The sequence below is a fragment of the Vibrio sp. B1Z05 genome, assembly GCF_052955985.1.
This window is the reverse complement of record NZ_CP130463.1, coordinates 1,570,787-1,594,665: the sequence shown is the minus strand read 5'-3', so window position 1 is coordinate 1,594,665 and position 23,879 is coordinate 1,570,787. Positions and strand designations below refer to the sequence as shown.

The following is a 23,879-nucleotide window of genomic DNA, read 5'->3' as shown; positions in this document are numbered from 1 at the left end:
GTGGCGATTGCCCAGTAAAGGCTCCTTAGTAGGAGCCTTTATTATTTCGAGGGAAGAGTCATTAAGGTTGCTTGTTAATACTGAGCATAAACGCGAGTACTGCCATCCTCTAAAAAGGCAATCACCTGAAAATCTTTATAGGCTTCACCTTCTTTTGCCATACCCGGTGAGTGCATCGGCATCCCCGGAGCGCTTAAACCTTTTACGCCTGCTGGGCGCTCTTTGAGCAGCTTGGTAATCTCTTTTTCTGGCACATGACCTTCAATTAAGTAGCCGTCGATAATAGCGCTATGACAAGATTGCAACTTGCTTGGTAGCGAATGTTGCTGCTTGATTTCATGCCATTGATTTTGTTCATGAACCTCCACCTGATAGCCTTTGCTTTGCATGATTTCAGCCCACTCGGTACAGCATCCGCAGTTCGGGGATTTATACATTTGGAACTGAGTGCTGGCGTAGCTTAGGCCAGTAAATAATAGTGAGGCAGAAAGCACGGAAGTGGTGCGCATTGTTTTTAAAAAGGTATTCATTGTGTACTCCAGTGGTATTACTCGCAAGATAGGCGGGTGATACGTTTTGTTTAAGATGTGCTGTGTTTAAGAACAGCTTTTTAAGCATTATTTGGTTGGTGTTGATTGATAACGCTAAACAATAGGAGGACGAATAGGTTGTTGCAGGTGCGCACTTAATAGTTGCGATTTATTGCGCATCAAGGGGTCGGTACTTGCAATAGAAGTTAAAGCTAATAGAGGGGATGCGCTCAAATCGATCACAGTGCCACAGCTTTGTCCTGAGCAAAGGTGCTCAACACAGTCATGCCCCATCTTCACATGGGTATGGTTGGCGCAGTGAGCTTGTGCTGAATGCGCAGCATGACTCGATTGTACGCTTTCAACATTCGCTTGCGTTATTGCATTTGCCGGCATTGCGTGCTGAGAAAGGGAATTAAACGACGGCGTCATGCTGGCTACTAGCAGAGCTAGCATCCCCAAAATGGCGTAAAAATTGATGTGATAATGTCGTTTAATCATTGTACTACTCTAAACCTTGTCCTTTGGTTATAGCTTAGACGGTCTTTTTTGGTCAAGGTTAATATCATTTGTCGTGATGTAAATTAAATAACAGCAAATCAGCGAGTTAAACTGTTTGACCTATGCCTAGCACACAGGTTTTAGACTGTGACGGGAAATCATAAACAAAGGAAACAGATTATGGGTTGTTGTAATAAAGCGCCATCGGGCGGTACTCGTTCATTGTCACTATTTTTGAAGTTGGTAGCCGCAATATTTGTGATTATTTTCGTGATCGCACTCGTAACAAAATAATCGCTTGACCTATGTGTTGCTCCTAGGTTTTACACTAAGCTTAAAGTAACAATGAGAGACGAAAAATGATTACTTCAAAACTTGCCAAATTAGCCAATGTGTCACCGGATACGGTGCGTTACTACACCAAACGAGGTTTGATTGTGGCGACGCGAAACCCCGACAATGGTTACAAAGAATATGACCGCGCCGCTTTGCAACGTTTAAAGTTTATTCATCAAGCTCGTGAGATAGGTTTTGCGTTAAAAGAGATTGAAGCTATTTTAGCGTCAGCGGAGGAAGGAACTTCTCCTTGCCCCCAAGTAAGGCAAATGATGACCGAAAAAATCACTGAAACCGAACAGCAGATCTTAAGGCTGCAACAACATGTCAGCATGTTGAAAAGCACCTTTGCTAGTTGGGAAAGTTTAAGTGATGGCACGCCGACCGGAGAGTCAATTTGTTGCCTGATTGAGTCTTGGACTAAGGACGACAACGCATGAGTCATTTTAGTCTGCGTCTTGCTAGCGTGTCGTGCCAAGGGTGCATCAATAAAATAGTTAAAAAGGGACAATCACTCGATGAAACCTTTGCCATTGCAAGCACCGTTGCCAATAAAACAGAGCACAATACCGACTATATATCAGCGCGAGTGAGCACCGCTCTTTCGTTAGATGAAACGATAAATCTCATTGAATCGCTAGGCTTTACCGCTGAGCAAGGGACATTGCCATCCTATGTTGGCGCTGTGCAAAACGTGTCGTGTCAAAAATGCGTAGGCAAAATTACAGATGCGCTGCGTGAGCTAGATGAACTGGCTGAAGTCAGCATTGATTTAGACAAGCAAAGCATCGAAGTGGTCGGTTTGTTATCGCCTCAGCAAATTACATCGAGCTTAACTGAGCTCGGTTACGCGCCTAATCACAATGAAACGCAGACTTCTATTGAACAAGGCAATAGCAACAGCGCTGCACCGCAACAGGTGAACAGTAGCGCGCAGTTAGTGCGTTTAAACTTATTTGGCGTGACTTGCGCAAGTTGTGTTGCAAGCATCGAAAAGGCGGTGAATGCGGCTATTGCAACTGAATCTGGGCATGAATCCGTAACCATTAACTTTGCCAACCGCACCGCAAGCGTTTATTCCTCATTAACTGAGTCTCAACTTGTACAAACTATAGAAAACGCAGGCTATGGCGCATCTGTGATTGTGGATGAAACGGCCGCAGAATCTGAGCGTGAGCAAAGACAGCAACAAGAATATCAACACAAAATCAGGCACACCATAGGCGGTTTAAGTTTAGGTGTCCCTCTGATGCTGTATGGCATGTTGGGCGGTTCGATGACCGTAAATACCACGCAACAACAACTGGCATGGGGCGTGGTGGGTTTGCTGACGTTGGCGGTGCTTTGGTTTAGCGGTCGACACTATTTTATTGGCGCAAGAAAGGCATTTAAAAATCGCAACGCTAACATGGATACTTTAATTGCCTTAGGCACAGGCTCAGCGTGGCTGTATTCCATTGTGGTAGTGCTCATGCCTGCGTTATTGCCTGACAGTGCCCGTCATCTGTATTTTGAAGCCTCGGCCATGATTATAGGTTTGATTAATCTTGGGCAAGCATTGGAATTAAAGGCACGTGGCAGAACCTCACAAGCCATTAAACGTCTGTTGGATTTACGAACCAAGACAGCGCTGGTAATAAAAAACGGTAAAGCCATTACCTTGCCTGTAGAGGAGGTGCAAATCGGTGACTCGGTATTGATTCGCGCCGGCGAAAAAATTCCAGTGGATGGTCAGGTCATTGAGGGCGAGTCTTTAATCGATGAATCTATGTTAACGGGTGAGCCGATTCCAGTGCTGAAATCCATCAAAGATACGGTATCGGCAGGCACTATTAATGGCGCGCAAAATTTGACTATTCAAGCGTTGAAAGTGGGCAGTGATACTACGCTGGCACAAATTATCGAGATGGTGTCGAATGCGCAAAACTCCAAACCTGCTATCAGTCATTTAGCGGATAAAGTATCGAGCGTGTTTGTACCGACGGTGATGATCTTATCCATCATTACTGCGCTCATGTGGTACAACTTTGGCCCTGCGCCAACGGTGATCAACATGTTGGTCACGGCTACTTCGGTACTTATCATTGCTTGCCCGTGCGCCCTTGGCCTTGCCACGCCAATCTCAACCATGATTGGCATTGGTAAATCAGCCGAGTTTGGCGGTTTGATTCGCAATGGCGACGCTTTGCAAATGGCAAGTAACATCGATGTGGTGATTTTGGATAAAACCGGCACCATCACCCAAGGCAAGCCTAGTGTTGCCAATGTTGAGCACGTGCGTGAAAACCCATTCACTCTGGACTACCTGACTGCGCTTGAGCAAGGTTCTACCCACCCATTAGCAAGCGCTGTGGTCAGCTATTGCGCGCAACATAAATCGTCAATTGCGCCTTTAGCCGTGGCTGATTTTATTAATCTAACGGGTCGAGGTGTCACCGCTAATATCGATGGTCACAGTTTGTTATTGGGCAATCAAAGACTGATGCGAGAGCAAGGCGTTGATATTTCCGATGTCGCAACAAAGGCCGAGCAGTGGGAAGCCATGGCGCATACTGTGATTTACTTTGCCATAGATAAGCAGTTACACACTTTACTCTCTATTAGCGATCCCATTAAAACTGAATCTGCTTCGGCGATTGCCGCATTAACTCAGCTTGGCATTAAAGTGATGATGTTAACCGGTGATAACGAGCACACAGCCAAAGCCGTAGCGCAGCAAACGGGCGTAGATGAATTTCATGGCGAACTACTACCGCAAGATAAATTGCAATGGGTTGAAACCCTGAAACAGCAAGGTTTAGTGGTGGCAATGGTGGGGGATGGCATTAATGATGCACCAGCACTGGCTAAGGCCAATGTTGGATTTGCAATAGGGCAAGGCACTGATGTGGCCATTGAAAGCGCTGATATCACCTTAATACGTGGTTCGCTGTTTGGCGTCTCTCAGGTTATTGAAGTGAGTAAAGCCACTATGCGTAATATCAAACAAAACCTATGGGGCGCATTTATCTACAATTCGGTGGGCATTCCTATTGCCGCGGGCGTGTTGTATCCGCTGTTTGGCGTGTTATTAAGCCCAATAGTGGCAGGGGTCGCGATGTCGCTATCGTCAATTACGGTAGTGAGCAATGCCAATCGATTGAGGTTGTTTAAACCGAAAACACAGGAACCTTCACAAGGGTTAGCACAAGCAATAACACAAGGAGATCAGGCTAATGGTTAATCTAATAGGCATAGCACTGATTGGGTTTATCGTGTGGTGGTTTTGGCTGAAGTAACGGCGTACTTGTAAACACCTGTTAATATCAGTTTCGTTTTTATTAGGTAATTCAAATATCTATATACCGCAAATTGACTTACGCTATATAATTAGAAGGGTGTTACTATAACCCTGTAACGTCTTGTGAGTGGTATTAAGGATGGCTGAGTAAATGTTAGATTTGAAGATAACGGCAAAAAAGAGTATTGAGTTACAACAAACTCTCTCGGCCGCTTCACAATCGGAAACCACGGTTGAGTTTGTTATCCCAAGCAGTATTGATCTTGGAGATACTTTTTCTGCGGGTGATTTCTTTGATAATGCATTTACTCAAACGCGCCGCTTTCACAAAGGAAAAAGCATCAGCTTAATGCTGTTGTACATCAAAATACTGGAAAAGGAACAGCTTCCTTACGAGTCATACAAAACCTCTATCAGCTTATTCGCGTATCTCTTTATCAATGAGATACGCTCTTTTAAGACCACCCAAGAAAAAGAAGAGCAAGCAGTAGAAGAGATCATTGCCAAGGCAAAAGGTCACTCTAATATTTTGACCTCATTCCGCCGTTTTAAATTAGAAGATGACCAAAAGTTTGAACGCTTTCGTAAAGTGGATGCCATTCTCTCCTATGAGTTTGAGCAATATTTGCTAAGACAAACCGCGTATGTGCAAAACATCAAAGGGGCAACGGTAGCCCGTGATTATTTGTCACAACTCTCCATAGCCGAAGATGAATATCGCATCACGCAAATGTACGAAGGGATCTACTCGGTAAAAAGCATTGAAGCGGAAGACCAAGAAAAGCTCACTCGAATATTTAACCAAACTGACCTGCAAAAGAAATTGCTAGAGTTGCCACTTCGCGTACACAGCAGCAGTAAGCGAGTAGGGGAGAAAGAGCGTTATCTGTCCCTTGCTATTGCCACGGGCCTTATTATGTTAGGTTTCAGTGTGGTGATTTTTCAGTTTCGTTTAATGGGACTGGATACTGACTTGCAGTTTGTATTGGCGTTCGCCGCGCTGTATGTGGTGCGGGATGTGTTTAAAGAGAGCATTAAATCTTGGGTGTTTGATAAGATCATTCGTAAAAAACCGCGCGTGGTGTCCACCTTTAGTAAGCCGGATAAAAAAACCGATATTGGTTCGGGAGAGACGTGGTTCAACTCGCAGCCTAACTCTAAATTAGCGATTGCAAACCGTGAGAATATCTCGCTGTTTTTCAAAGAGATCGTTAATTTGAAGAACTTTGAATACAACGGTTTTAAAAAGATAAAAACCAGCACTACCGTCGATCTTAGCCCTATTATGCGCTGTTTTCCGAGTGAAAATCGCGATATGTATGTGTACTCGACATCCAATAAGTCGCGTAAAGTGAGCATTTCTCGTCGTGGTCGAATTGAAGTGAAAATTCATGAGAAGAAAACCGAGCCGGGTGGTATCAAAGAGCGCACCGCACGTTATCGAGTGACCTTTGATCGCACCAAGATCGTTAAACTTGAACCTTTGCAATAGTCGAGCTTGGTGAGTGAAGAGTCGTGAGTATCCCCGAACTTAGCTTTGAGCAGTGGGCTTTGATTGCCGATATCTATACACCAGTGCTAGTTGTTATTAGCTTGAAGTTGCTTTATTTATCGTCAGGAGAACCAAGAAAAGCTGCAATCAAAGCATTGTTAGGCACAACCGCAGTCGTGTACATTTCAATGTTTTTAGATGATTATTTCAGCATTTGGCCGAAGTTTAGCGCAGATTACAGCACCCATAGCGGCATTGCTTTAGTGTTTGTCGCGCACATTGTGATTAAAGGTGCGTGGCGAGCAAGAATACTCGCCATCGGTTCATTATTAGCTTATCTGCAGTTAATGCATCATCAGCACTATCATACCTATTTAGATATGAGCTCTACTCTTATCTATCTACTGCCATTATTTTGGTTAACTTGGCGTCAATTTGCAGTTAAAAGGGCTGATTGACCATAAACCACATGTAAGAGCCTTCCTCGGACATGGCATAATCTAAGCGTACAATTAAGCCTGCTGCTAGTGCTCGCACCGCAAAGCCACCATCCAATTTCATGTCTGAGGTGAGCTCGCCCAAATCATAACTTGGCGCAACTTGTCCCGCTTCGGCAAAGGCGACTAACTGGAACCAATCAATATTTAGAAATTTCAGCCAAGAGACGTCTTTAATTGGATTGTGGCGTAAGGTATATCGGTATTCTGCGGTGGCGTACAAACTGGCTTTGTCATGAAAGCGGTTCGAATCAAATCCGCGCATTCTATATAAACCACCGAGCGATGCACCCTCGTTATACGGCGGCGCGTTTTCAACTTGGCTATTTTGTGAATCAACCGCGGTGACTTTCCAAGAAGGTGAATAACCAGTCCAAAAGTTTAAGGCAATAATGCGTTGCAGTGCCCAGTTGCTCTCACCAATAGAGATGTATTTACTCATATCCAGTTCGACAAAATCCCATTTGCTGTCTTGAGAGATAAGCGTGCCTTCATAGGTGTAGCCGATATATTGGCGGCTACCCATAGATGGGTTGGGAGAAAAATCGGTATTATCATATTGAATGCCCAGCTCAAAAGCGTTCATATCCCCGTCTTGTTTGGCTTCGCCTGGGTTGGTATAGGATTGGTAACGATTAAACTGACGCAGCAATAATATGGTAGAACCGGTTTCCAGTGGGTTCCAGTAGGTGCTAGTTGGCCCATCGGTTAATAAACCATTGCGCAGGTGATAATGGGCTGTAGGAGAGTGCTTGGCCGAGCCAAGGGGTAGCACGTATTCTATTTTAAAATCTAGCCAGTTTGAAAAGCCATCCCCTTGGATATAATCATCTTGGCTTGAACCTGAACTGCCCGGCCTTGGACTGTCGTTTGGCCACGAACCTGCGCCTATGGTATAAGCGCGCTGATCAGGAAAATAGGCATACATGCCAGATACGGAAACAAAAGCGCGATTGGCAAACCAAGGGCGATAGTTCCAAAGCCCCGCGGAAATGCCGTAGCTTTCTTCGCCTCCCCATGCGGTTCCGCCAATCACCAACTGCTCTTGCCCAATGCCTTGTACTACGCCACCGACACCCACATTTAAGCCCATCGTTTCAGTAGAAAACAGATACGGCAGCGCCATGGCGTTTTTAGTATCGTTAGCATTTTCGGCGCGAGTAATGGTGTATTTCATGCCCACGGGAGTGGCAGCCTCAACACAAAATGATAAAGCCAAAGTGGACAATAGCACACTGCTACAGGAGATTTTACTAAGGGAAGAACTAGAGTGTTGTTTTTGTTTATTCATCAGTGAGATATGAGCATCCTGCTCCCGTTAATTAACGTCCGTTAATGATGATACAAATAAAAAACGTTCAGGAAAAGATAAGAAACTGCATGTTGTGCAATGAGTTTGTTTTGTGCGTTCAAGTGATGAAAAAAGAGGCAGTAACACGCTGCCTCTTTATTTAAGTGGTCGGTGAAAAATCGCTTACCAGAATACGGTGGCAATAAAGGTAAGAGCGATAATGCACGCAATATTCAAGACAATGCCCACTCGCATCATTTCTTGTTGCTTGATATGCCCTGAGCCGAACACAATCGCATTTGGCGGAGTAGCTACAGGAAGCATAAAGGCACAAGAAGCAGCGACGGCAATCAATACAGACAGAATGACTGGCGACATGCCAAATACTTCTGCCACTGTCGCAAAGATGGGAATCAGTAGCGCCGCACTGGCGGTGTTGCTGGCAAATTCGGTTAAGAAAACCACAAACAGAGCAATGATGGCGATAATGAACAAAATGCCAAAATCTGAGATCAGGCTACTTAATGTATTTGCCAAGAAAACACTGGTGCCGGTGGCTTTTAGAACATTACTTAAACAAATGCCGCCGCCAAACAAGATCAATACGCCCCAATCCGCGGTTTTTTCTATGTCTTTCCAGTGTACGACTCGCGCAAAGCTGACCAAGACAATTGCGCACAAGGCGACAATGGTATCAAAGCGTGAAATGCCGCCTAGCATGGCGTTGATCGGTTTGCTGAATATCCAGCAACATACGGTCAACGCAAAGATAGATAAAGTGACGATCTTTCCTTTATCCCACACCACCGGCTCACGGTTTAGCTCAAAAGTGCCTTTCAAGTTTGGCTTTAGCACCAAATAAAGAGTGGTTACGGCAAGTGGCAATAAGATGATAGTGGCAGGTACGCCAAATGCCATCCATTCGCTAAAGGTCAGTCCCACTTCGGCTGCGGCAATGGCGTTCGGCGGTGAGCCGACTATGGTGGCGATACCGCCGATACTGGCACTGTAAGCCACGCCAAGCAGTACAAAGACATAAGTTTTACGCTCTTTACCCGCATCCACTTTACTGAGTACGCCAAGCACCAACGGAAGCATCATAGCGGCTGTGGCTGTGTTACTGATCCACATAGATAAGCCTGCAGTCACACCAAACAGCATAAATACCGCGGTGCTCATTTTGCCTTTTGCCATGATCAGCACTTTATCGGCAATGACTTTATCAAGCCCTTGTACATGCATAGCCGCAGCAAGCGCAAAGCCCCCTAAAAAGAGAAAGATAATAGGGTTAGAAAAGTTGTTGAGGGCAGTTTGGGTATTAAAAATATCAAAGGCGACCGCCAAAATAGGCACTAAGATGGCGGTGATAGTTACGTGCAATGCCTCGGTTAACCAAAGCACTGCAATAAACACTAATATACTAAGGCCAAGTACGACCTGCGGTTCAAACGGCAACAGATTATATAGGGCAATAAACAGTGCGATATTAGCAAGGACTATCAAACTGTTTTTATGCATTAGCCATTCTTTGGTGTTGCTAGGGAGGGGGACAGTGTCATTTTTATGCATTTTATTTCTCCTCTTTGTAGCCTTTGACGATGTTATTTTTATTAATTCGCTTAATGTAGGGTGTACCACTATGTGGTTACTAAATAGTCACATTATTTGTGTGTGTATGAAACGAAGTTATTGCGATTTTGTTAACTAAGGTGGGTGGGTGAGATTTTGCTGATTTGGAATGAGTGGCGTGTCACAACTTTATTGCAAAGCGAGAAGCGAGAAGCGAGAAGCGAGAACAGGGGAGCTTAGCTGCGCAGGTGATAAATCGTTTAAACAAAAAAAGAGTGGCACCCTTAACGGGAGCCACTCTTAATAGACAGTATTAAACTTAATTGAGTTTAGTTGTTTTTCATATGATCGAGCATTTGTGTTTTATAAACATCACTATTGCCGCCAAAGATAGCTTGTACGCCAGTACCTACACGTACTACGCCTGCTGCCCCTAGAGCTTTTAGTCGATCATTATCTACTTGGTCTTGGTCTTTAACCTGCATTCTCAAACGAGTAATACAAGCGTCGACAGAAACAATGTTTCCTTTACCACCAAACGCAGCAACGAGTTCTTTAGTGAACTCATCACCTTCTAGTTTTTCAGAAGTGTCTTGCTCTCCATCTTCACGGCCTGGTGTTTTCAAGTTGAAGAACTTGATAAACCAAGTAAATACTGCGTAGTAAATCGCTGCATACGCTAGGCCAAGTGGAATGATCATCCAACCTTTAGTTGAAATACCATAGAAGGTTAAGTAGTCAATCAGACCGGCGCTAAAGCTGTAACCGTGTTTCACACCCAAAATAATACATAGCGGATAAGCAAGACCTGCCATGATAGCGTGGATTGCGTATAGCGCTGGTGAAATAAATAGGAATGCGAACTCTACTGGTTCAGTAATACCTGTTAAGAATGAAGTAAGAGCCGCCGAAACCATGATCCCCATCACTTTGACTCTATTTTCAGGTTTTGCTGCGCGACCCATTGCAATAGCCGCTGCTGGTAAACCAAACATCTTGAACAGATAGCCGCCTGCTAGGTTGCCTGAGTTTGGATCGCCTGCGAAGAAGCGAGGAATTTCACCATGGAATACTTGACCTGCTGCGTTAGTAAAGTCACCGGCTTGAAGCTGAATGATTACGTTAATAACGTGGTGTAAGCCAAATGGAATTAATGCACGCTCCGCGGTGCCGTAAGCCCAAAATGCCATGACTGGATTTTGTTCTGTAGCCCAGTGACCAAACGCATCGATACCTAAACCAATAGGTTGCCAAATAAAGGCAAGTGCGATACCCAATAGCAACATAGCAAATGAAGTGACAATCGGTACAAATCGTTTACCCGCAAAGAAGCCTAAGTAAGCTGGCATCTTGATGGTGTAGAAACGGTTGAACATGTATGCGCCTACCGCACCAGAAATGATACCACCGAGTACCCCCATATCGATGTGATCAACGCCTAGTACGCCTGCCATAACCTTTAAGGTTGCAATCAGTACGTAATAACCGATACCTGCAGCAACGGCCCCCACGCCGTCATTGTCAGTAAAGGAAATTGCGACACCAAGTGCGAAAATAAGTGGCAAGTTACCAAATACAGCGCCACCGGCTTCAGCCATAAGTTGTGACACGATAGGTGGGATAAACCCAAAGTTAGCGGAACCGATACCTAACAAAATACCGGCGGCAGGCATAGATGCAATTGGTAGCATCAATGCTTTACCAACCTTTGAAAGGCTCGCAAAGAAGTTTTTGAACATATAATAACCCTGATGTTTTTTTTGATTTAGCGCCGAAAATTAACGGTTTTAAGTTCATTACTCAAAATATTTCGGTGGAAAATAATTCTCAGTTTTTGGTACGAAAAATTACGCTTTGTAAGGTGAATAAAACGGGAAAAAACAAACAGATAAGTCAATATAATTAAGGCGTATTTGTGCTCTTGATCACTAACACCAAAGAGGTAAAAGGACGATGCTTTAGATGCATGCTGAATAGGGGGGCGTGTGTTTTTTGATCAATGAGAACACAGGGCCCTCATTGTTGATTAATTTATAGCGTGTGGGATGTGTTGGATTGAATTCTATAGCAGATGAGCGTTTCGCCAATGGGTGAGTGACTCCTGACCGACTTCACCATATTGTACGGCCGCATCAATCATTCCCTTTTGAAAGGCTTGGCTTAATTCTTTTTGTCCTAGAAGGGCTAAACTTCGAATCATTTGGGTAATACATTGATGACTGTAGTCGTCATACTTGAGCCAACTATGCTCATTTACGCTGAAATCGGTTTGCGGAAGCACAACACCATCGATCAATTGCATGTCATAAAAATTTAACATCATGTTTAACGAGCGACGTTGAGCTTCTCTTAAGGCTTTACAGGTGAAAAAATAATCACGGGTAGACTGACACACTAAAGGGGTGTGGGATTGAAGTTTATTAGAGGTGTCTATGGGGAATAACCATTGTAGGTATTCTCGATCATACTGTAGCCAAAAATCATCTAGAGCCCATATCTGCTCAATGCTTCTGTTTTTGTGATCGAGTTGCTGGCCAAGCATAAATTGGCAAATAACGTTCATGTTTTATGCAAACCTTTCTTGTGCTACTTATCGCGTAGCTAATGATGTTCATATGCATATTAGCTGTGGTCAGCGCAAATATCTATTCTATCCAGTTATTAATAATAACTATTTACATTTATTTTTTCTGGGCATCCAAATGATTGATATACATAATTAATTCACAAACCTTAAACTTTTCTGTCATTAAACTCAACTAACTTACTTTCCAACTTAAACCCGTTTAGGAAAAGACAATGAAGTTAGTTAAGACTGCAGTTGCTACTGCATTAATGTTCTCTGCAGCCGTTTCAGCTATGGATGTTCGCTACCAAGACCGTACTGGCAACCTAGTGGCTGATGTTCCGCAAAATGAAGCTGAATGGGCTAACCCATCAACTCTTATTTTTGCTTACACTCCTGTTGAAGACCCAGCAGTATATGCTGATGTATGGAGTGAGTTCTTAGCACACCTTGAAAAAGAAACCGGTAAGAACGTTCGTTTCTTCCCAGTGCAAAACAACGCCGCTCAAATCGAAGCGATGCGTTCAGGTCGCCTACACATTGCAGCATTTAACACAGGCTCTACGCCACTAGCAGTAAACTGTGCAGGTTTTGCACCATTTACTATGATGGCAGGTAAAGATGGTTCTTTCGGTTACGAAATGGAAATCATTACTCACCCAGATTCTGGCATCAAAGCAGTTGAAGATCTGAAAGGCAAGAACCTAGCATTTACTTCTCAAACGTCTAACTCTGGTTTCAAAGCACCTTCAGCTATCTTAAAAGCTGAGTATGGTCTAAAACCTGAAGCGGATTTCAAACCGGCATTCTCTGGCGCGCACGATAACTCTATCTTAGGTGTTGCTCACCAAGATTACGATGCAGCGGCAATTGCTAACTCTGTACTAAACCGCATGCTAGCGCGTGATGTTGTGAAGCCAGAACAATTTACTTCTATCTACAAGTCACAAACATTCCCAACTTCTGCTTACGGCACAGCGCACAACCTAGCGCCTGAGTTACAAGAGAAGATTCAACAAGCATTCTTCACCTTTAACTGGGAAGGCACCAAGCTTGAAGAAGAGTTCGGTCGTAACGGTGAAGCACAATTTATTCCAATTACTTACCAAGAGCATTGGGAAGTGATCCGCACTATCGATACAGCAAATAACGTTTCTTACACTTGTAGCTAATACCGAGCTAACGGGTGATGCGCATCGTTATTTAATCACTCTGGATAGGTCCAGATTTAAATAAAAACGACCTATCCAGAATTTGTTTCAACAGGTTTATCAAGCCTTCTAAATTCTCCAAATGGAAGTTATGTCTACTCTAATTCTTAAGGGTTTAACCAAGCACTATTCAGCATCGGACAAAGCACTGACCGATGTGAGCTTTACTGTCGAACCCGGTGAGGTCGTTGGTTTAATTGGTCCGTCTGGCGCGGGAAAATCGACGCTAATACGTTGTATCAATCGTCTTACTGAGCCAACAAGTGGTCAGGTCATTTTTTCAGATAAAGATCTTGTCCAATTATCCAAATCTAATCTGCGACATGCTCGCCGAGAGATTGGGATGATCTTCCAAGAATATGCGTTGATTGAGCGTTTAACTGTAATGGAGAATGTATTATCTGGCCGTCTTGGTTATGTGGGTTTTTGGCGCAGCTTTGCTCGTCGTTATCCAGAACAAGATGTGCAAGCAGCGTACGCTTTGCTTGATAGAGTAGGGCTACTAGAGCACGCGAATAAACGTGCGGATGCACTTTCTGGTGGTCAGCGTCAACGTGTAGGTATTGCACGAGCGCTCGCGCAACAACCCAAATTATTATTAATTGATGAGCCAACGGCGGCACTTGATCCAAGAACGGCTCGTCAAATTATGCGTCTGATCAGTGAAATCTGTGAAGAGCATCAGCTTCCAGCCATCATCAACATCCACGATGTTGAATTGGCAAAACAATTTGTACAACGCATTGTCGGCCTGCAAGCCGGTGAAGTGGTCTTTGACGGTAAGCCAAGTGAGCTTAACGAAGATGCGTTAACCAAAATCTACGGTCAAGAAGATTGGAGTGCGTCGACGACTGACAGCGATGAAGAAGAAGAGATCATTGCCGCATCATTTACTGAGGCACTGGCATGAGTGGCAACTATCCAACGTACTGGAAAAAGCCAGCACTGATCAGCAGTGCATGGTTACGCTGGGGCATTACGTTATCGGTGGTGGTCTATTTATACCTGGCGACACAATCGGTTGAGATCAACTGGACTCGAATCTACGAAGGCAGTGAGCGCGGATGGCGCTTTGTATCGGCGTTCTTTAATCCTGATTTCACAGGGCGTTGGGAGAACATCTCGCAAGGTTTGATAGAAAGTTTAACCATGACTCTGACATCAACTGTGGCAGGCGTGATTCTTTCGGTACCTTTTGGACTGGGCGCAGCCAAAAACTTAGCGCCTAAGCCTATTTATTTGTTCTGTCGCGGGTTCATTTCTATCGCAAGAAGTTTTCAAGAGATCATCATCGCTATTTTATGTGTAGCGCTGTTTGGATTTGGTACTTTTGCCGGCTTTGTCACTTTAACCTTTGCCACGATTGGCTTTTTGGCCAAGCTGTTCGCCGATGAAATTGAAACCATAGATCCTGCGCCATTAACGGCGATGAAGGCAACAGGTGCGTCATGGTTACAACAAGTGAACTATGCGGTGCAAGCACAAGTCATGCCGCGTTTTATTGGTTTATCTATGTACCGTTTGGACATTAACTTTCGTGAATCAGCCGTGATCGGCATTGTTGGCGCTGGTGGTATTGGCGGCACATTGAATACGGCTATGGATCGTTATGAATACAGCGCAGCAGCGGCCATTCTACTGATCATCATCGCTATTGTTATGTTGTGTGAATACACCTCAACCTTGATTCGTAAGCGAGTACAATAATGACCCAATTCAATTCTTCGCTTACTGTTTGGCGAAAGTACGACGAAAAACAGACTCTGCTTCGCTGGAGTGTATGGCTAGCTTTTATTACCCTGTTGGTATACGCATGGCAATTGATGAACCAAGACACCATTTGGTACTTCGTCACCGATGCGCCAAATCAGATTGCTGATATTGGCTCGCGTATGTGGCCGCCACGTTGGAGCTATCTTGAGCATTTATGGTTACCGCTTTGGGATACACTAAATATCGCCACTTTAGGGACATTGCTTGGGATTGTGATGGCGTTTCCAGTGGCGTTTCTTGCGGCGCAAAACACCACTCCAAGTGCGGTATTTATTAGACCGATTGCGCTGTTTATTATTGCGGCAAGTCGTTCTATCAACTCTTTAATTTGGGCGCTGTTATTAGTTGCTATTTTAGGCCCTGGTTTGCTGGCAGGTATCATCGCGATTGCCCTTCGTTCAATCGGTTTTATCTCAAAGCTGATGTACGAAGCCATTGAAGAGGTGAACGTTACTCAAGTATCGGCCATTCGCGCCACGGGCGCATCGCCACTGCAAGTGTTGGACTACGGTGTATTGCCACAGGTAATGCCAAGTTTCATCGGCACAAGCTTGTTCCGTTGGGACATTAATATTCGTGAATCTACCGTGTTGGGCTTAGTAGGAGCGGGTGGCATTGGTTTGAAGCTTCAAGAATCAATGGCAGTGTTAGCTTGGCCACAAGTGACAGTGATCTTTTGTTCGATTCTGGTGACCGTGGTTATTTCTGAGTGGATATCGGCAAAAGCGCGCCACGCACTAATCTAGTATAAAATTACAGTCAATGAATAAAGGTACTGAGACCGATTAAGGCTCAGTACCTTTTTTGTTTTTTGATAGGCTTTATTCGATTTCTGGGTGATTTTTAATATAGATTCGATAATAAAAAGCAATAATCACACACAAAATCGATGGCATAAATAAAGCATAAAACGAATTGTATAGATAAAGATAAGCCCCCACACTGCCACCTAAAATAAAGCCAAGCGTAATGTAGATAAATAACATCAGCTTTCTGGAATTGACTTCTTCACCACGCAAATAATGACCCAGCATCAAACCAAGGTCGGTAATGATCCCCGTCAAATGGGTGGTGCGAACAATCGCGCCACTGTAGGTCGTCACCATTGCATTTTGCAATCCACACGCCGCAGCAGCCGTAAAGTCACCATAATCGCTACCGTTAAACAGCAAATAGATGGTCAGCAACAAAAGTGACGCTTCTAAAAGGAGCGGAACTTCATAGTGACGTTTAAGTTTTAAAGAGGATGATTTAAGTACAAAACCCGATATGGCCGCACCCAAGAAAAACGACCCCATAACGCCCGCAAGGTGCAGACTTTGCCCAATGGAAGAAGTAAATAACTCTGTACCAAATAGGGTAGCAGTCCCAGACAGGTGAGACACAGACTGATGGTCTAGCCCCAACAAACCAATAGCATTGATCGATCCGGCAATAAAGGCAAGCAACAAAGCGCCATATTCAACCCATCGAGGTAATCTTGTAATCACGATATGTACCAAAAAAGTGCGGGGTCAGGTCTTGAAATTTGCATGTATGCACGAATTAGGGACGAGATCCTAGAGGACTAGGATCTCAGAAGCTGGACCTGAGATGTTACGCCAATCGCAATAATGAATGTAGCGTTCTAGCTTGTTAAAGCTATCTTTGAGCACTTAATTATGACGATTGGTATTCGGTTTACGATTTATTCAAATACGGAAAGCGCGCTTGCTTTCATACATTTGCTAGGAAATTGGTGTTGTACAGCACTAACTGAAGAACAAACTTTTGAGAATGCGGTGTTGTTGTTCCAGATAAATAGCCAAGCAATGGCGACAACTGCAACGATAACAAGAGGTTTTTTCATGTGCATGTATTCCGTATTTAAAATGAAAACTGAGTTTAAGATCTGAGTTAAGGATAGACCAATCTTTGTTATCCACTACATATGAAAACAAAGGTTTAGGATCTGGGCGTATATTCCCAAGAGTGCACATCTATTAGTTGAGGAGTTCATAGTGACGAAATACCAGTTACGAATAAATAGCAAAGCGTGTCATACTCAGTTTAAGCCAGTTAACGAAAGTAGTGTCCATGTCGACAGCAAGTAACAATCAATACAGTAAAAATGAAGAGATAGCGAATTCACTGACCCACGGGATTGGGATGATTTTTGGTGTTTTTGCTTTGGTTTTATTAGTGCGTAAAGCCCTAGCGTATGATGCGGACCTACTTACGATAACCAGCATGGCCATTTACGGTAGCAGCATGATATTGCTATTTTTAGCCTCCACGCTTTATCACGCCGTTCCTTACGAAAAAACCAAGCGTTTATTAAAGACCTTCGATCACAGCGCTATTTATTTGCTGATTGCAGGTAGTTATACGCCCTTTTTATTGGTCACGTTACGCACGCCATTAGCGATAGGGCTGATGATTGTGATTTGGTCCATTGCCTTAGTTGGCATTGTCATGAAAGTGGTATTTGTGTATCGCTTTAAACGATTCTCCTTAATTAGCTATATCGTTATGGGCTGGTTATCTTTGGTCATGGTGTATCAACTGGCGATGACAATGCATACTGGAGGGCTAGTATTTTTAGCCGCTGGTGGTTTGTTGTATTCACTGGGCATTATTTTTTATGTTGGTAAGCGTATCCCGTTTAATCACGCTATTTGGCACTGTTTTGTGTTGGCGGGTGCGGCATGTCACTTTTTAGCCATCTATTACTACGTACAACCCGTGTAAATTACCGCACATCATTGAACAATATAGTGACTTGTCCTAGCTTTGATTAGGGAGGAGTCACTATGTTTAATATGGATAGAAAGACCAAGTTTAGTTACGCTTTTCTACTCTCAATACTCGTTTTGCTCACAGGATGTCAGACGAGTTCTACTCCTCCTGCTCCTATTGACCCTCCTAACGATCCAATACTCAAAATATTGTTCGACCAAGTCACATTTCCTGAAGGATTTACGGCTAAATCAGACGCTTTTGTTTACGCTTATGCTGATCTTAACGGCGATAATGAAGACGAGTTATTTGTGCTAATGCAAGACGCTCATTTTTGTGAAGCAGAGGGTTGTACTGGCTATCTGTTTGATTCATCAAAACAATTGCTAGCCACGTTTACATCCATAAAACGCCCGATCTTGCTTTCACGTACGGGTAATCATCAATGGAAGAACATTGTGGTTGCAAGCGGTGCTTCACTGCGTTTGCTTCGCTACGACGGACAAAACTATCCTTTTGATGCGACCAGTGAGCCTATTTTTAATCGTAAGTCAGGCAAAGCCATAGCGCATAAATTGGTGGTGAATAGCGACCTCTATCAAGACGGCGGCTATCAACTATCTGAGCGAAGTGACTTGTCGATATTAACGCCGGTAGAACAATTTAAATTTCAGTTTAAACGAGAGTCCGATAGCAACAGTGTCTTTATCGCAACAGCAAATGCGATAACGGGTAATGTCTTTTTTAGTAAAGAAGTGATTAAGGTAGATTAAACTCATGGCCAATCCTGAGCATAAAGAATCGCTAGATGGATTAGATAAAATTAGTGTAGTGATATACAGAATAGGGATTAGCCTAGTATCGGTAGCACTATTGATGCTCGCATTTGCCGAAATACTGTGCGTGATTGAAAGTGATAAAGCGGGTTTCATGCGCCATTTAAGTATTCATGTTGTGGCGATTTCTGCTGCTATGTGTGCTGCCACAATTCATATCTACGATAAAAAGATCCGCACCCTTATTGTGTGGTCTGGGTGGTTGGGGTTAGTGACTTTTATTGCATTACCTAGCCACGATTGGTTGTTTATCGGCTTCTTTTTTGTGACTTTTTCTGGGGTGGCATTAAAAGAGTCATACTGCTTTAAGATTAAAGGGTTAACGCTTGTGCCTATGTTGCTGATCTTATCGGTACTGGTGATTTGGATGAAAGATGCCGCCTTACTTGCCATACTTAGCAGTATCAGTGGCGCTATCTTTGCCTTCTTAGCCCTTAAAAAATGGCGTATGCCTTTGCATTTTGATATCGGTAAAAAAAGTAATTATCAGATTTGAGTCCCTTTTGTGCCCTAATTGATAGGCGCAGGGCCAAACGAAGCACTTGAAAGAGCTTAGAATGACATTTCTGTTACCTGTTAGGCTCTTGGATTGTTATACTTCACCCAAATACACAACAGTGAACGTACAATGAGCATTAATAGAGAAGAATTACAAAACAACCCATTACACGGCCTAAAGCTTGAAGATATGGTGAAAGAACTTGTTGACCATTACGGCTGGGATATTCTCGACACAGCAATGCGTTTTAACTGTTTTCACACCAATCCATCAGTGGCAAGTAGCGTTAAATACTTGCGTAAAAGTGACTGGGCAAGAGAGAAACTAGAAGCCTTTTATTTGTCTCGTTTTAAACGTATGCCACGTCCAACAGAAGAAGAAAGAGAAATTCCACCAAGAATGCGCACTTTTGCTAACGGCATTGAACCCAAAGAGCCTATGGAATTAACTGTCGATTCAATTTTAGCCTCGCAAGCCAAAGCCGCTTCTGCCTTTAAAGCGAGAAAAGCGCAAGAGCGTAACTCTCGCTCACGCCGCTAGAGTAAAAATACTCGTATACTACGGGGTCGAGTTAAACCACTCGGCCTCGCATTGATTTAGTTTGTCCCTTTTTCTTTTTCGCATCCACTCGTCGTCTTTGTGAGGCGCGCGTCGGCTTAGTTTCACGACGTATCTTTGGCACAATCGTTACGCTTTTAATCAAGATTAACAGACGATCTAACGCATCTTGTCGATTCAATTCCTGCGTCCTATGCGCCTGCGCTTTAATCACAATCACGCCATCACTGGTAATACGGCTATCAGACAAAGCCAGCAATCGTTCTTTATACACTTGCGGCAAGGTGGAACGACTAATATCAAATCGAAGATGGATGGCTGATGAGGTTTTATTCACATTCTGCCCACCCGCACCTTGCGCGCGAATGGCAGTCATTTCAATTTCCCAGTCGGCTAGGGTGACGGTGTTGGAGATTTGCAGTGGCATGTTAAAACTCAAAATAGGTTTTGCTAAGCGTGATGCCTAACTTGTGGAAGTAGTTTATCCCATCTTGAATCATTTGATCTTGTATTTTTGCCCAATCTTGTTTGCCAAGCTTATCCCATAGCAACGAATCCATAGCAGTGAGAGAGAGCTCTTTCGATTGATAGAAGAAACGCTTACGTTCAAATTTTTCAAATGGGTTATTGGCAATACTGCGGGTTAAGTATTTTAGATCTTGCAGATGTTCAGTGCGATTGAGCGGATTGTTCTCTTTTTCACACTGCCCAAATTCTGTGAATAGTCGTTGATAAAAGGCCTGGTAGTGTTTGGCTATTTGCTCAGTTTGCGCTTCGCCGTTTTCATCGCAATTAGCGTGAAATGCAAGTAAGAATATGATTTTGTATGAGAAAGTGTAATCTCGTTTGCCCAAAAACTCCCAGAAATCGTCAAAGCGAGTGGCTTCGGTGCGAGGTTTTATGTTTTTCTCGGCTTTGATCTGCTCTATGCTTTCTTGAGAAAAATAGTGTAATTGGCTTTTGCCAAATGGGATTGAGCGAGTAGGGGTAATATCTTGTTTTTTAATCCAATTTCGTACGGTACCGGTAGAGATGAACAATTCTCTTGCCAGTTGCTCCTCACTGAATAAGTCTCCAAACTCTTGTTCAAAGTTGAAAATATCAATGGGCTCAATTTTGCGCTCTTGCTCGTATAACCCGTCCAACACCAATAATTCTTGTTGTAGCACAGGATGTTGATACTCACCCACCTCAGCGAAAGCGCGGTAATGCCCAATATTAAATAAATTATGTAGGTTCCAAGGTTGCAGTAAAGCTGGCCCATAATTATCAATAATATCGATAACATATAAGGCTTCTTTGTTTGGTGCTAGGCGAGTGCCTCTTCCCAATTGTTGTAGATACAGGGCTTTTGACATGGTCGGCCTTGCCATAACCACCACACTGGTTTGCGGAGCATCCCAACCTTCGCTGAGCAATTCGCAAGCGCAGAGAAACTGAACCTCTCCTGCAAAATACTCATCAATAGCGGAGCGATCTTTAGCATGCACAGATTTGGCATTAATGCCCACCGAGCGTAGAGTTTGTGCCATGCGCTCGGTATGTTTTACATCCACACAAAAGATAATGCCTTGCTTTTGTAATGCGTTACCGACGAAGTATTTTTGCAAAATATCGGCAATCAAGTGATCTCTAGAGGGGATTTGAATCGTTTTTTGCAGATCGGATTTCACAAAGTCTTTGCCATTAAAGCGTACTTTAGAAAAATCGATATTGGATTCAAGACGAAACACTCGAATAGGCGGTACTAACCCATGTTCCATCGCCTGTTGCAATGTTAAATCGACATGATAATGACCAAAGATATCTTCTAGCTTTTTCTGGTCAAGTCGTTCGTCGGTGGCGGTTAGGCCAAGTAAAGTGCGTGGCGTGAAATATTCCAATGCCTTAGATAACCCAGTGGCGGCGGCTCTGTGGGCTTCATCAACCAAGATATAGTCAAACAGTTGGCTCGGTAGGTGTTGATAGTTACGCACTACCGCCGCATTGGTGACAATAGTCAGATCCAAAGGGGTATCTATCTCGGTACTGATTTCAACTAGCGGTAGTTGTTGCTGAACTCTGGCCACCAATTGATCTTTTAAATTCACCGTAGGAACGATGGCTAAAGCGTGTTGGGTTGCGCCTTGTTGTAATTGACGGCGAAAGTCTTCAATAAAGACTTCGGTTTTGCCTGTGCCAGTAGGTAAAACAGTGAGAAAGGTATTTTGACCTTGCGAACGCTTGTCACTGATGGATTCTATGGCGTCTTTTTGGTGAGCATAGAGCTCAAAGCTGACTTGTCTGTTGCCTTTAAAATAAGGTGTGGCTTTAAATTGTGAGGCATCACCAAAATAATCTTTAAGCTGCTCTTTAAATTTAAAATCGTCACGCATACCGCGATTTGACCATCGATAAACTAATAGCCCGTCGTGCACCAGTGAGTTTTGTTTATATAACTGCGAAAGATACTTCTGCTGCGAAATTAATAGCGGGTGGTGGTAACGTTCACCGTTAAGCTCTATGGCAATATTGCCTTGGCGGCGATGCAAAACAAAATCGATATAACGTCGATGACCATTTAAGTCTATATAAACCTCTTCTGGTCGCAGCGCATACAAATATTGAGAGCCAAACACTTCTTCAAAGGTAGTGTGAAAATTAAATTCTGGCGGAGTAGGGTCTAAATGGGTTTCATTGCGATGAGCACCGTAAGTGTGTATCGCTATATCCGCGACTTTATGTTGCAGCTCCGAGCGCAAGAAATTTTCAAGTTGGGAATGTAGTGCGTGTTCAGAGAGAGCAAAAAAGCGATAAATCCCCTGATATTGGTGCATCAAGCGATTTTGCAGGCTAGTGTATTCAACGTAGTGATAGTCGCTGGGTGGAGTGTCCCAAAAGTCGACCACTACCATTTGTCGATGCTTATCTTCATATAAGCAACCCAGTTTGTGTTCTTGCATGGCTGAAAAACCAAAGCAGGCCATTACTTCATTCACTTGTGACTGACTTAGCATGATTTACACTCTTTAATTAGGGATGACGTTTTAGGATGGCGTTTAACCACTTTTCGTTTTCTCTATTTGGGCGTAAATCGGCGGTTTCCCACCAAGATTCAATGTGTAACACCTGCGTGTCAGCTAAAGTAGTCTTGAGCTGAGAGAGGGTTAAATCTCGAAAAAAACGGCCATTGCGATCTAATTCTGAACGGCCGAGTTTAAATGAACAATAGAAATAGCCACCAGCTTTTAGGAATTGAGTTAAATGGGTAAAGGTTGTGCTTAATTGGCTTTGCGGTACATGCAGTAATGATGCACAAGCCCAAATACCGTCGTAGGTATTTGGATTTGTTTGGAAATCTAAAAACGTCGATTGGGTGACGTTATTTTTAGTCAGCTTTGCCGCGAGTTTGGTCAGTTCTTCACTAGCATCGAATGAGTCAACCTTATAGCCAAGGTCTAAAAAGGCTTTGCTATCACGACCAGAACCACACCCAGCATCAAGAATGCGACCGTTACTGGGTAACAAAGGCAAGAATTTCTGATAGAGAGAGTGCATTTCTACATCGACGGTCGAATCAAAAAATTGCTGTGCGTTTTGGTTGTAGTATTGAGTGGTGCTATTCATCGGCATTCCTTTATGTAATGCGCTAATGGTAGCAAATTAGAGTCGCAGTGGGGAAAGATAAGTGGCTGTTATATCGAAGATTATGATTTCATGAAACAGAGCAAGAGCCAAGTGGCAGTATAACCACTTGGCAGCGTCTGTTGGCAAAGCATAACTAAATTAACTCTCTAGCAGTTCCAATGGTACTGGGCTTTCCATATTCTCAAGAAATTCCTCTAGTACAACACGGTTTTCTGCATTGATAGTAATACCCCATTTAGGCTCTTGGATTTTGTTATCGACGAAGATGATTTGATCTTCATCTGATTCCCAAAACTGAACTGACGACGCATCGAAATAGTCATAGATATTTTCAGACAGCGTATTCTTTAGGTGAGAACAAAGCTGAGAGTTATTATCGCTTGGCATTAAAGTAACGGAAAACATTATATTCCTCTCTGTAATTATTTAGATTCATAACCTATTAATTCGTAAATAGATTAACACTGTTGATGATTGTATTTTATCCAATAGATCACGGGAATACTTATCATTATGCGCCACATCACATTTAAAGCTTATTAATAGAAGTGAAAAAAGAAATGAATCTATTAAATCCTGTTTATCATTCTAAAGA

Annotated in this window: 24 protein-coding genes; 12 read left to right on the top strand and 12 right to left on the bottom strand. The window is 43.4% G+C overall.

Annotation, left to right across the window (positions count from 1 at the left end):
- Nucleotides 1-74: 74 nt before the first annotated feature.
- Entirely contained in the window at nt 75-530 is a 456-nt protein-coding gene (locus tag QV280_RS07280; protein WP_023403230.1) for a DUF411 domain-containing protein, read from the bottom strand.
- A gap of 114 nt (nt 531-644) precedes the next feature.
- Nucleotides 645-1,031 carry a hypothetical protein gene (locus QV280_RS07275; RefSeq protein WP_023403229.1) on the bottom strand — a complete coding sequence of 129 codons (387 nt, stop codon included), beginning with the start codon at nt 1,029-1,031 and terminating at the stop codon, nt 645-647.
- A 359-nt stretch (nt 1,032-1,390) separates the two neighbouring features.
- Between QV280_RS07275 and QV280_RS07270 the strand changes: the two genes are divergently transcribed.
- The 4 genes from QV280_RS07270 (at nt 1,391) to QV280_RS07255 (ending at nt 6,597) form a co-directional block, all read left to right on the top strand.
- Nucleotides 1,391-1,807, top strand: a complete 417-nt coding sequence (locus QV280_RS07270; protein ID WP_152819808.1) for a MerR family transcriptional regulator — start codon at nt 1,391-1,393, stop codon at nt 1,805-1,807.
- Nucleotides 1,804-4,590, top strand: coding sequence for a heavy metal translocating P-type ATPase (locus QV280_RS07265; protein WP_152819809.1), 2,787 nt, complete (start codon nt 1,804-1,806; stop codon nt 4,588-4,590). Before QV280_RS07270 ends, QV280_RS07265 begins: the two co-directional genes overlap by 4 nt.
- Nucleotides 4,591-4,798: 208 nt before the next feature.
- Nucleotides 4,799-6,139, top strand: a complete 1,341-nt coding sequence (locus QV280_RS07260) for a hypothetical protein (RefSeq protein ID WP_023403227.1) — start codon at nt 4,799-4,801, stop codon at nt 6,137-6,139.
- A gap of 23 nt (nt 6,140-6,162) precedes the next feature.
- Nucleotides 6,163-6,597 carry a hypothetical protein gene (locus QV280_RS07255; protein ID WP_367869529.1) on the top strand — a complete coding sequence of 145 codons (435 nt, stop codon included), beginning with the start codon at nt 6,163-6,165 and terminating at the stop codon, nt 6,595-6,597.
- Here the strand turns inward: QV280_RS07255 and QV280_RS07250 are convergent.
- The 4 genes from QV280_RS07250 to QV280_RS07235 all read right to left on the bottom strand — a co-directional run bounded on the left by QV280_RS07250 (nt 6,581) and on the right by QV280_RS07235 (nt 12,059).
- Nucleotides 6,581-7,813 (bottom strand): BamA/TamA family outer membrane protein, encoded by a 1,233-nt coding sequence (locus QV280_RS07250; RefSeq protein WP_447026245.1) that lies wholly within the window; start codon nt 7,811-7,813, stop codon nt 6,581-6,583. The two genes, QV280_RS07255 and QV280_RS07250, sit on opposite strands and share 17 nt — an antisense overlap.
- Before the next feature lie 297 nt (nt 7,814-8,110).
- Nucleotides 8,111-9,496: an SLC13 family permease gene (locus QV280_RS07245; protein ID WP_152819811.1), complete on the bottom strand. Its 1,386-nt coding sequence runs from the start codon at nt 9,494-9,496 to the stop codon at nt 8,111-8,113.
- A gap of 329 nt (nt 9,497-9,825) precedes the next feature.
- Entirely contained in the window at nt 9,826-11,235 is a 1,410-nt protein-coding gene (ptsG, locus tag QV280_RS07240) for a PTS glucose transporter subunit IIBC (protein ID WP_023403223.1), read from the bottom strand.
- Nucleotides 11,236-11,558: 323 nt separating this feature from the next.
- Complete coding sequence (locus tag QV280_RS07235; protein WP_152819812.1) at nt 11,559-12,059, bottom strand: opioid growth factor receptor-related protein; 501 nt, start codon at nt 12,057-12,059, stop codon at nt 11,559-11,561.
- Nucleotides 12,060-12,295: 236 nt separating this feature from the next.
- On the opposite strand from QV280_RS07235, the gene phnD reads away from it, so the two are divergent.
- The 4 genes from phnD to phnE (QV280_RS07215) all read left to right on the top strand — a co-directional run bounded on the left by phnD (nt 12,296) and on the right by phnE (QV280_RS07215) (nt 15,792).
- Nucleotides 12,296-13,234: a phosphate/phosphite/phosphonate ABC transporter substrate-binding protein gene (gene phnD / locus QV280_RS07230; RefSeq protein ID WP_023403221.1), complete on the top strand. Its 939-nt coding sequence runs from the start codon at nt 12,296-12,298 to the stop codon at nt 13,232-13,234.
- A 130-nt stretch (nt 13,235-13,364) separates the two neighbouring features.
- Nucleotides 13,365-14,183 carry a phosphonate ABC transporter ATP-binding protein gene (gene phnC / locus QV280_RS07225; protein ID WP_152819813.1) on the top strand — a complete coding sequence of 273 codons (819 nt, stop codon included), beginning with the start codon at nt 13,365-13,367 and terminating at the stop codon, nt 14,181-14,183.
- Nucleotides 14,180-14,980 (top strand): phosphonate ABC transporter, permease protein PhnE, encoded by an 801-nt coding sequence (gene phnE, locus QV280_RS07220; protein WP_023403219.1) that lies wholly within the window; start codon nt 14,180-14,182, stop codon nt 14,978-14,980. Before phnC ends, phnE (QV280_RS07220) begins: the two co-directional genes overlap by 4 nt.
- Nucleotides 14,980-15,792 carry a phosphonate ABC transporter, permease protein PhnE gene (gene phnE, locus QV280_RS07215; protein ID WP_023403218.1) on the top strand — a complete coding sequence of 271 codons (813 nt, stop codon included), beginning with the start codon at nt 14,980-14,982 and terminating at the stop codon, nt 15,790-15,792. Before phnE (QV280_RS07220) ends, phnE (QV280_RS07215) begins: the two co-directional genes overlap by 1 nt.
- A 75-nt stretch (nt 15,793-15,867) precedes the next feature.
- On the opposite strand, the gene QV280_RS07210 is transcribed toward phnE (QV280_RS07215), so the two are convergent.
- Together QV280_RS07210 and QV280_RS07205 are read right to left on the bottom strand one after the other, a co-directional pair.
- Nucleotides 15,868-16,536, bottom strand: coding sequence for a YoaK family protein (locus QV280_RS07210; protein ID WP_367869530.1), 669 nt, complete (start codon nt 16,534-16,536; stop codon nt 15,868-15,870).
- A 197-nt stretch (nt 16,537-16,733) separates the two neighbouring features.
- Nucleotides 16,734-16,895, bottom strand: coding sequence for a hypothetical protein (locus QV280_RS07205; protein ID WP_162890991.1), 162 nt, complete (start codon nt 16,893-16,895; stop codon nt 16,734-16,736).
- A gap of 227 nt (nt 16,896-17,122) precedes the next feature.
- Here QV280_RS07205 and trhA point away from each other — a divergent pair, with 227 nt between their 5' ends.
- The 4 genes from trhA (at nt 17,123) to QV280_RS07185 (ending at nt 19,639) form a co-directional block, all read left to right on the top strand.
- Nucleotides 17,123-17,776 carry a PAQR family membrane homeostasis protein TrhA gene (gene trhA / locus QV280_RS07200; RefSeq protein WP_152819815.1) on the top strand — a complete coding sequence of 218 codons (654 nt, stop codon included), beginning with the start codon at nt 17,123-17,125 and terminating at the stop codon, nt 17,774-17,776.
- A 62-nt stretch (nt 17,777-17,838) separates the two neighbouring features.
- The gene (locus tag QV280_RS07195) at nt 17,839-18,537 is read left to right on the top strand and encodes a hypothetical protein (protein ID WP_253912506.1); all 699 of its coding nucleotides are present in this window, start codon (nt 17,839-17,841) and stop codon (nt 18,535-18,537) included.
- A gap of 4 nt (nt 18,538-18,541) precedes the next feature.
- Nucleotides 18,542-19,096 carry a DUF2301 domain-containing membrane protein gene (locus QV280_RS07190; protein ID WP_023403214.1) on the top strand — a complete coding sequence of 185 codons (555 nt, stop codon included), beginning with the start codon at nt 18,542-18,544 and terminating at the stop codon, nt 19,094-19,096.
- A 132-nt stretch (nt 19,097-19,228) separates the two neighbouring features.
- Nucleotides 19,229-19,639 (top strand): VF530 family protein, encoded by a 411-nt coding sequence (locus QV280_RS07185; protein ID WP_039970166.1) that lies wholly within the window; start codon nt 19,229-19,231, stop codon nt 19,637-19,639.
- Nucleotides 19,640-19,670: 31 nt separating this feature from the next.
- Here QV280_RS07185 and arfB read toward each other — a convergent pair whose 3' ends face one another.
- The 4 genes from arfB to QV280_RS07165 form a co-directional block, all read right to left on the bottom strand.
- Nucleotides 19,671-20,084, bottom strand: coding sequence for an alternative ribosome rescue aminoacyl-tRNA hydrolase ArfB (arfB, locus tag QV280_RS07180; protein WP_152819816.1), 414 nt, complete (start codon nt 20,082-20,084; stop codon nt 19,671-19,673).
- 1 nt (nt 20,085) lies between these two features.
- Entirely contained in the window at nt 20,086-22,653 is a 2,568-nt protein-coding gene (locus QV280_RS07175; protein WP_152819817.1) for a DEAD/DEAH box helicase, read from the bottom strand.
- 16 nt (nt 22,654-22,669) lie between these two features.
- Nucleotides 22,670-23,263 (bottom strand): class I SAM-dependent methyltransferase, encoded by a 594-nt coding sequence (locus tag QV280_RS07170; protein WP_152819818.1) that lies wholly within the window; start codon nt 23,261-23,263, stop codon nt 22,670-22,672.
- Between the two features lie 159 nt (nt 23,264-23,422).
- Nucleotides 23,423-23,689, bottom strand: a complete 267-nt coding sequence (locus QV280_RS07165; RefSeq protein WP_152819819.1) for a hypothetical protein — start codon at nt 23,687-23,689, stop codon at nt 23,423-23,425.
- Nucleotides 23,690-23,879: the final 190 nt, after the last annotated feature.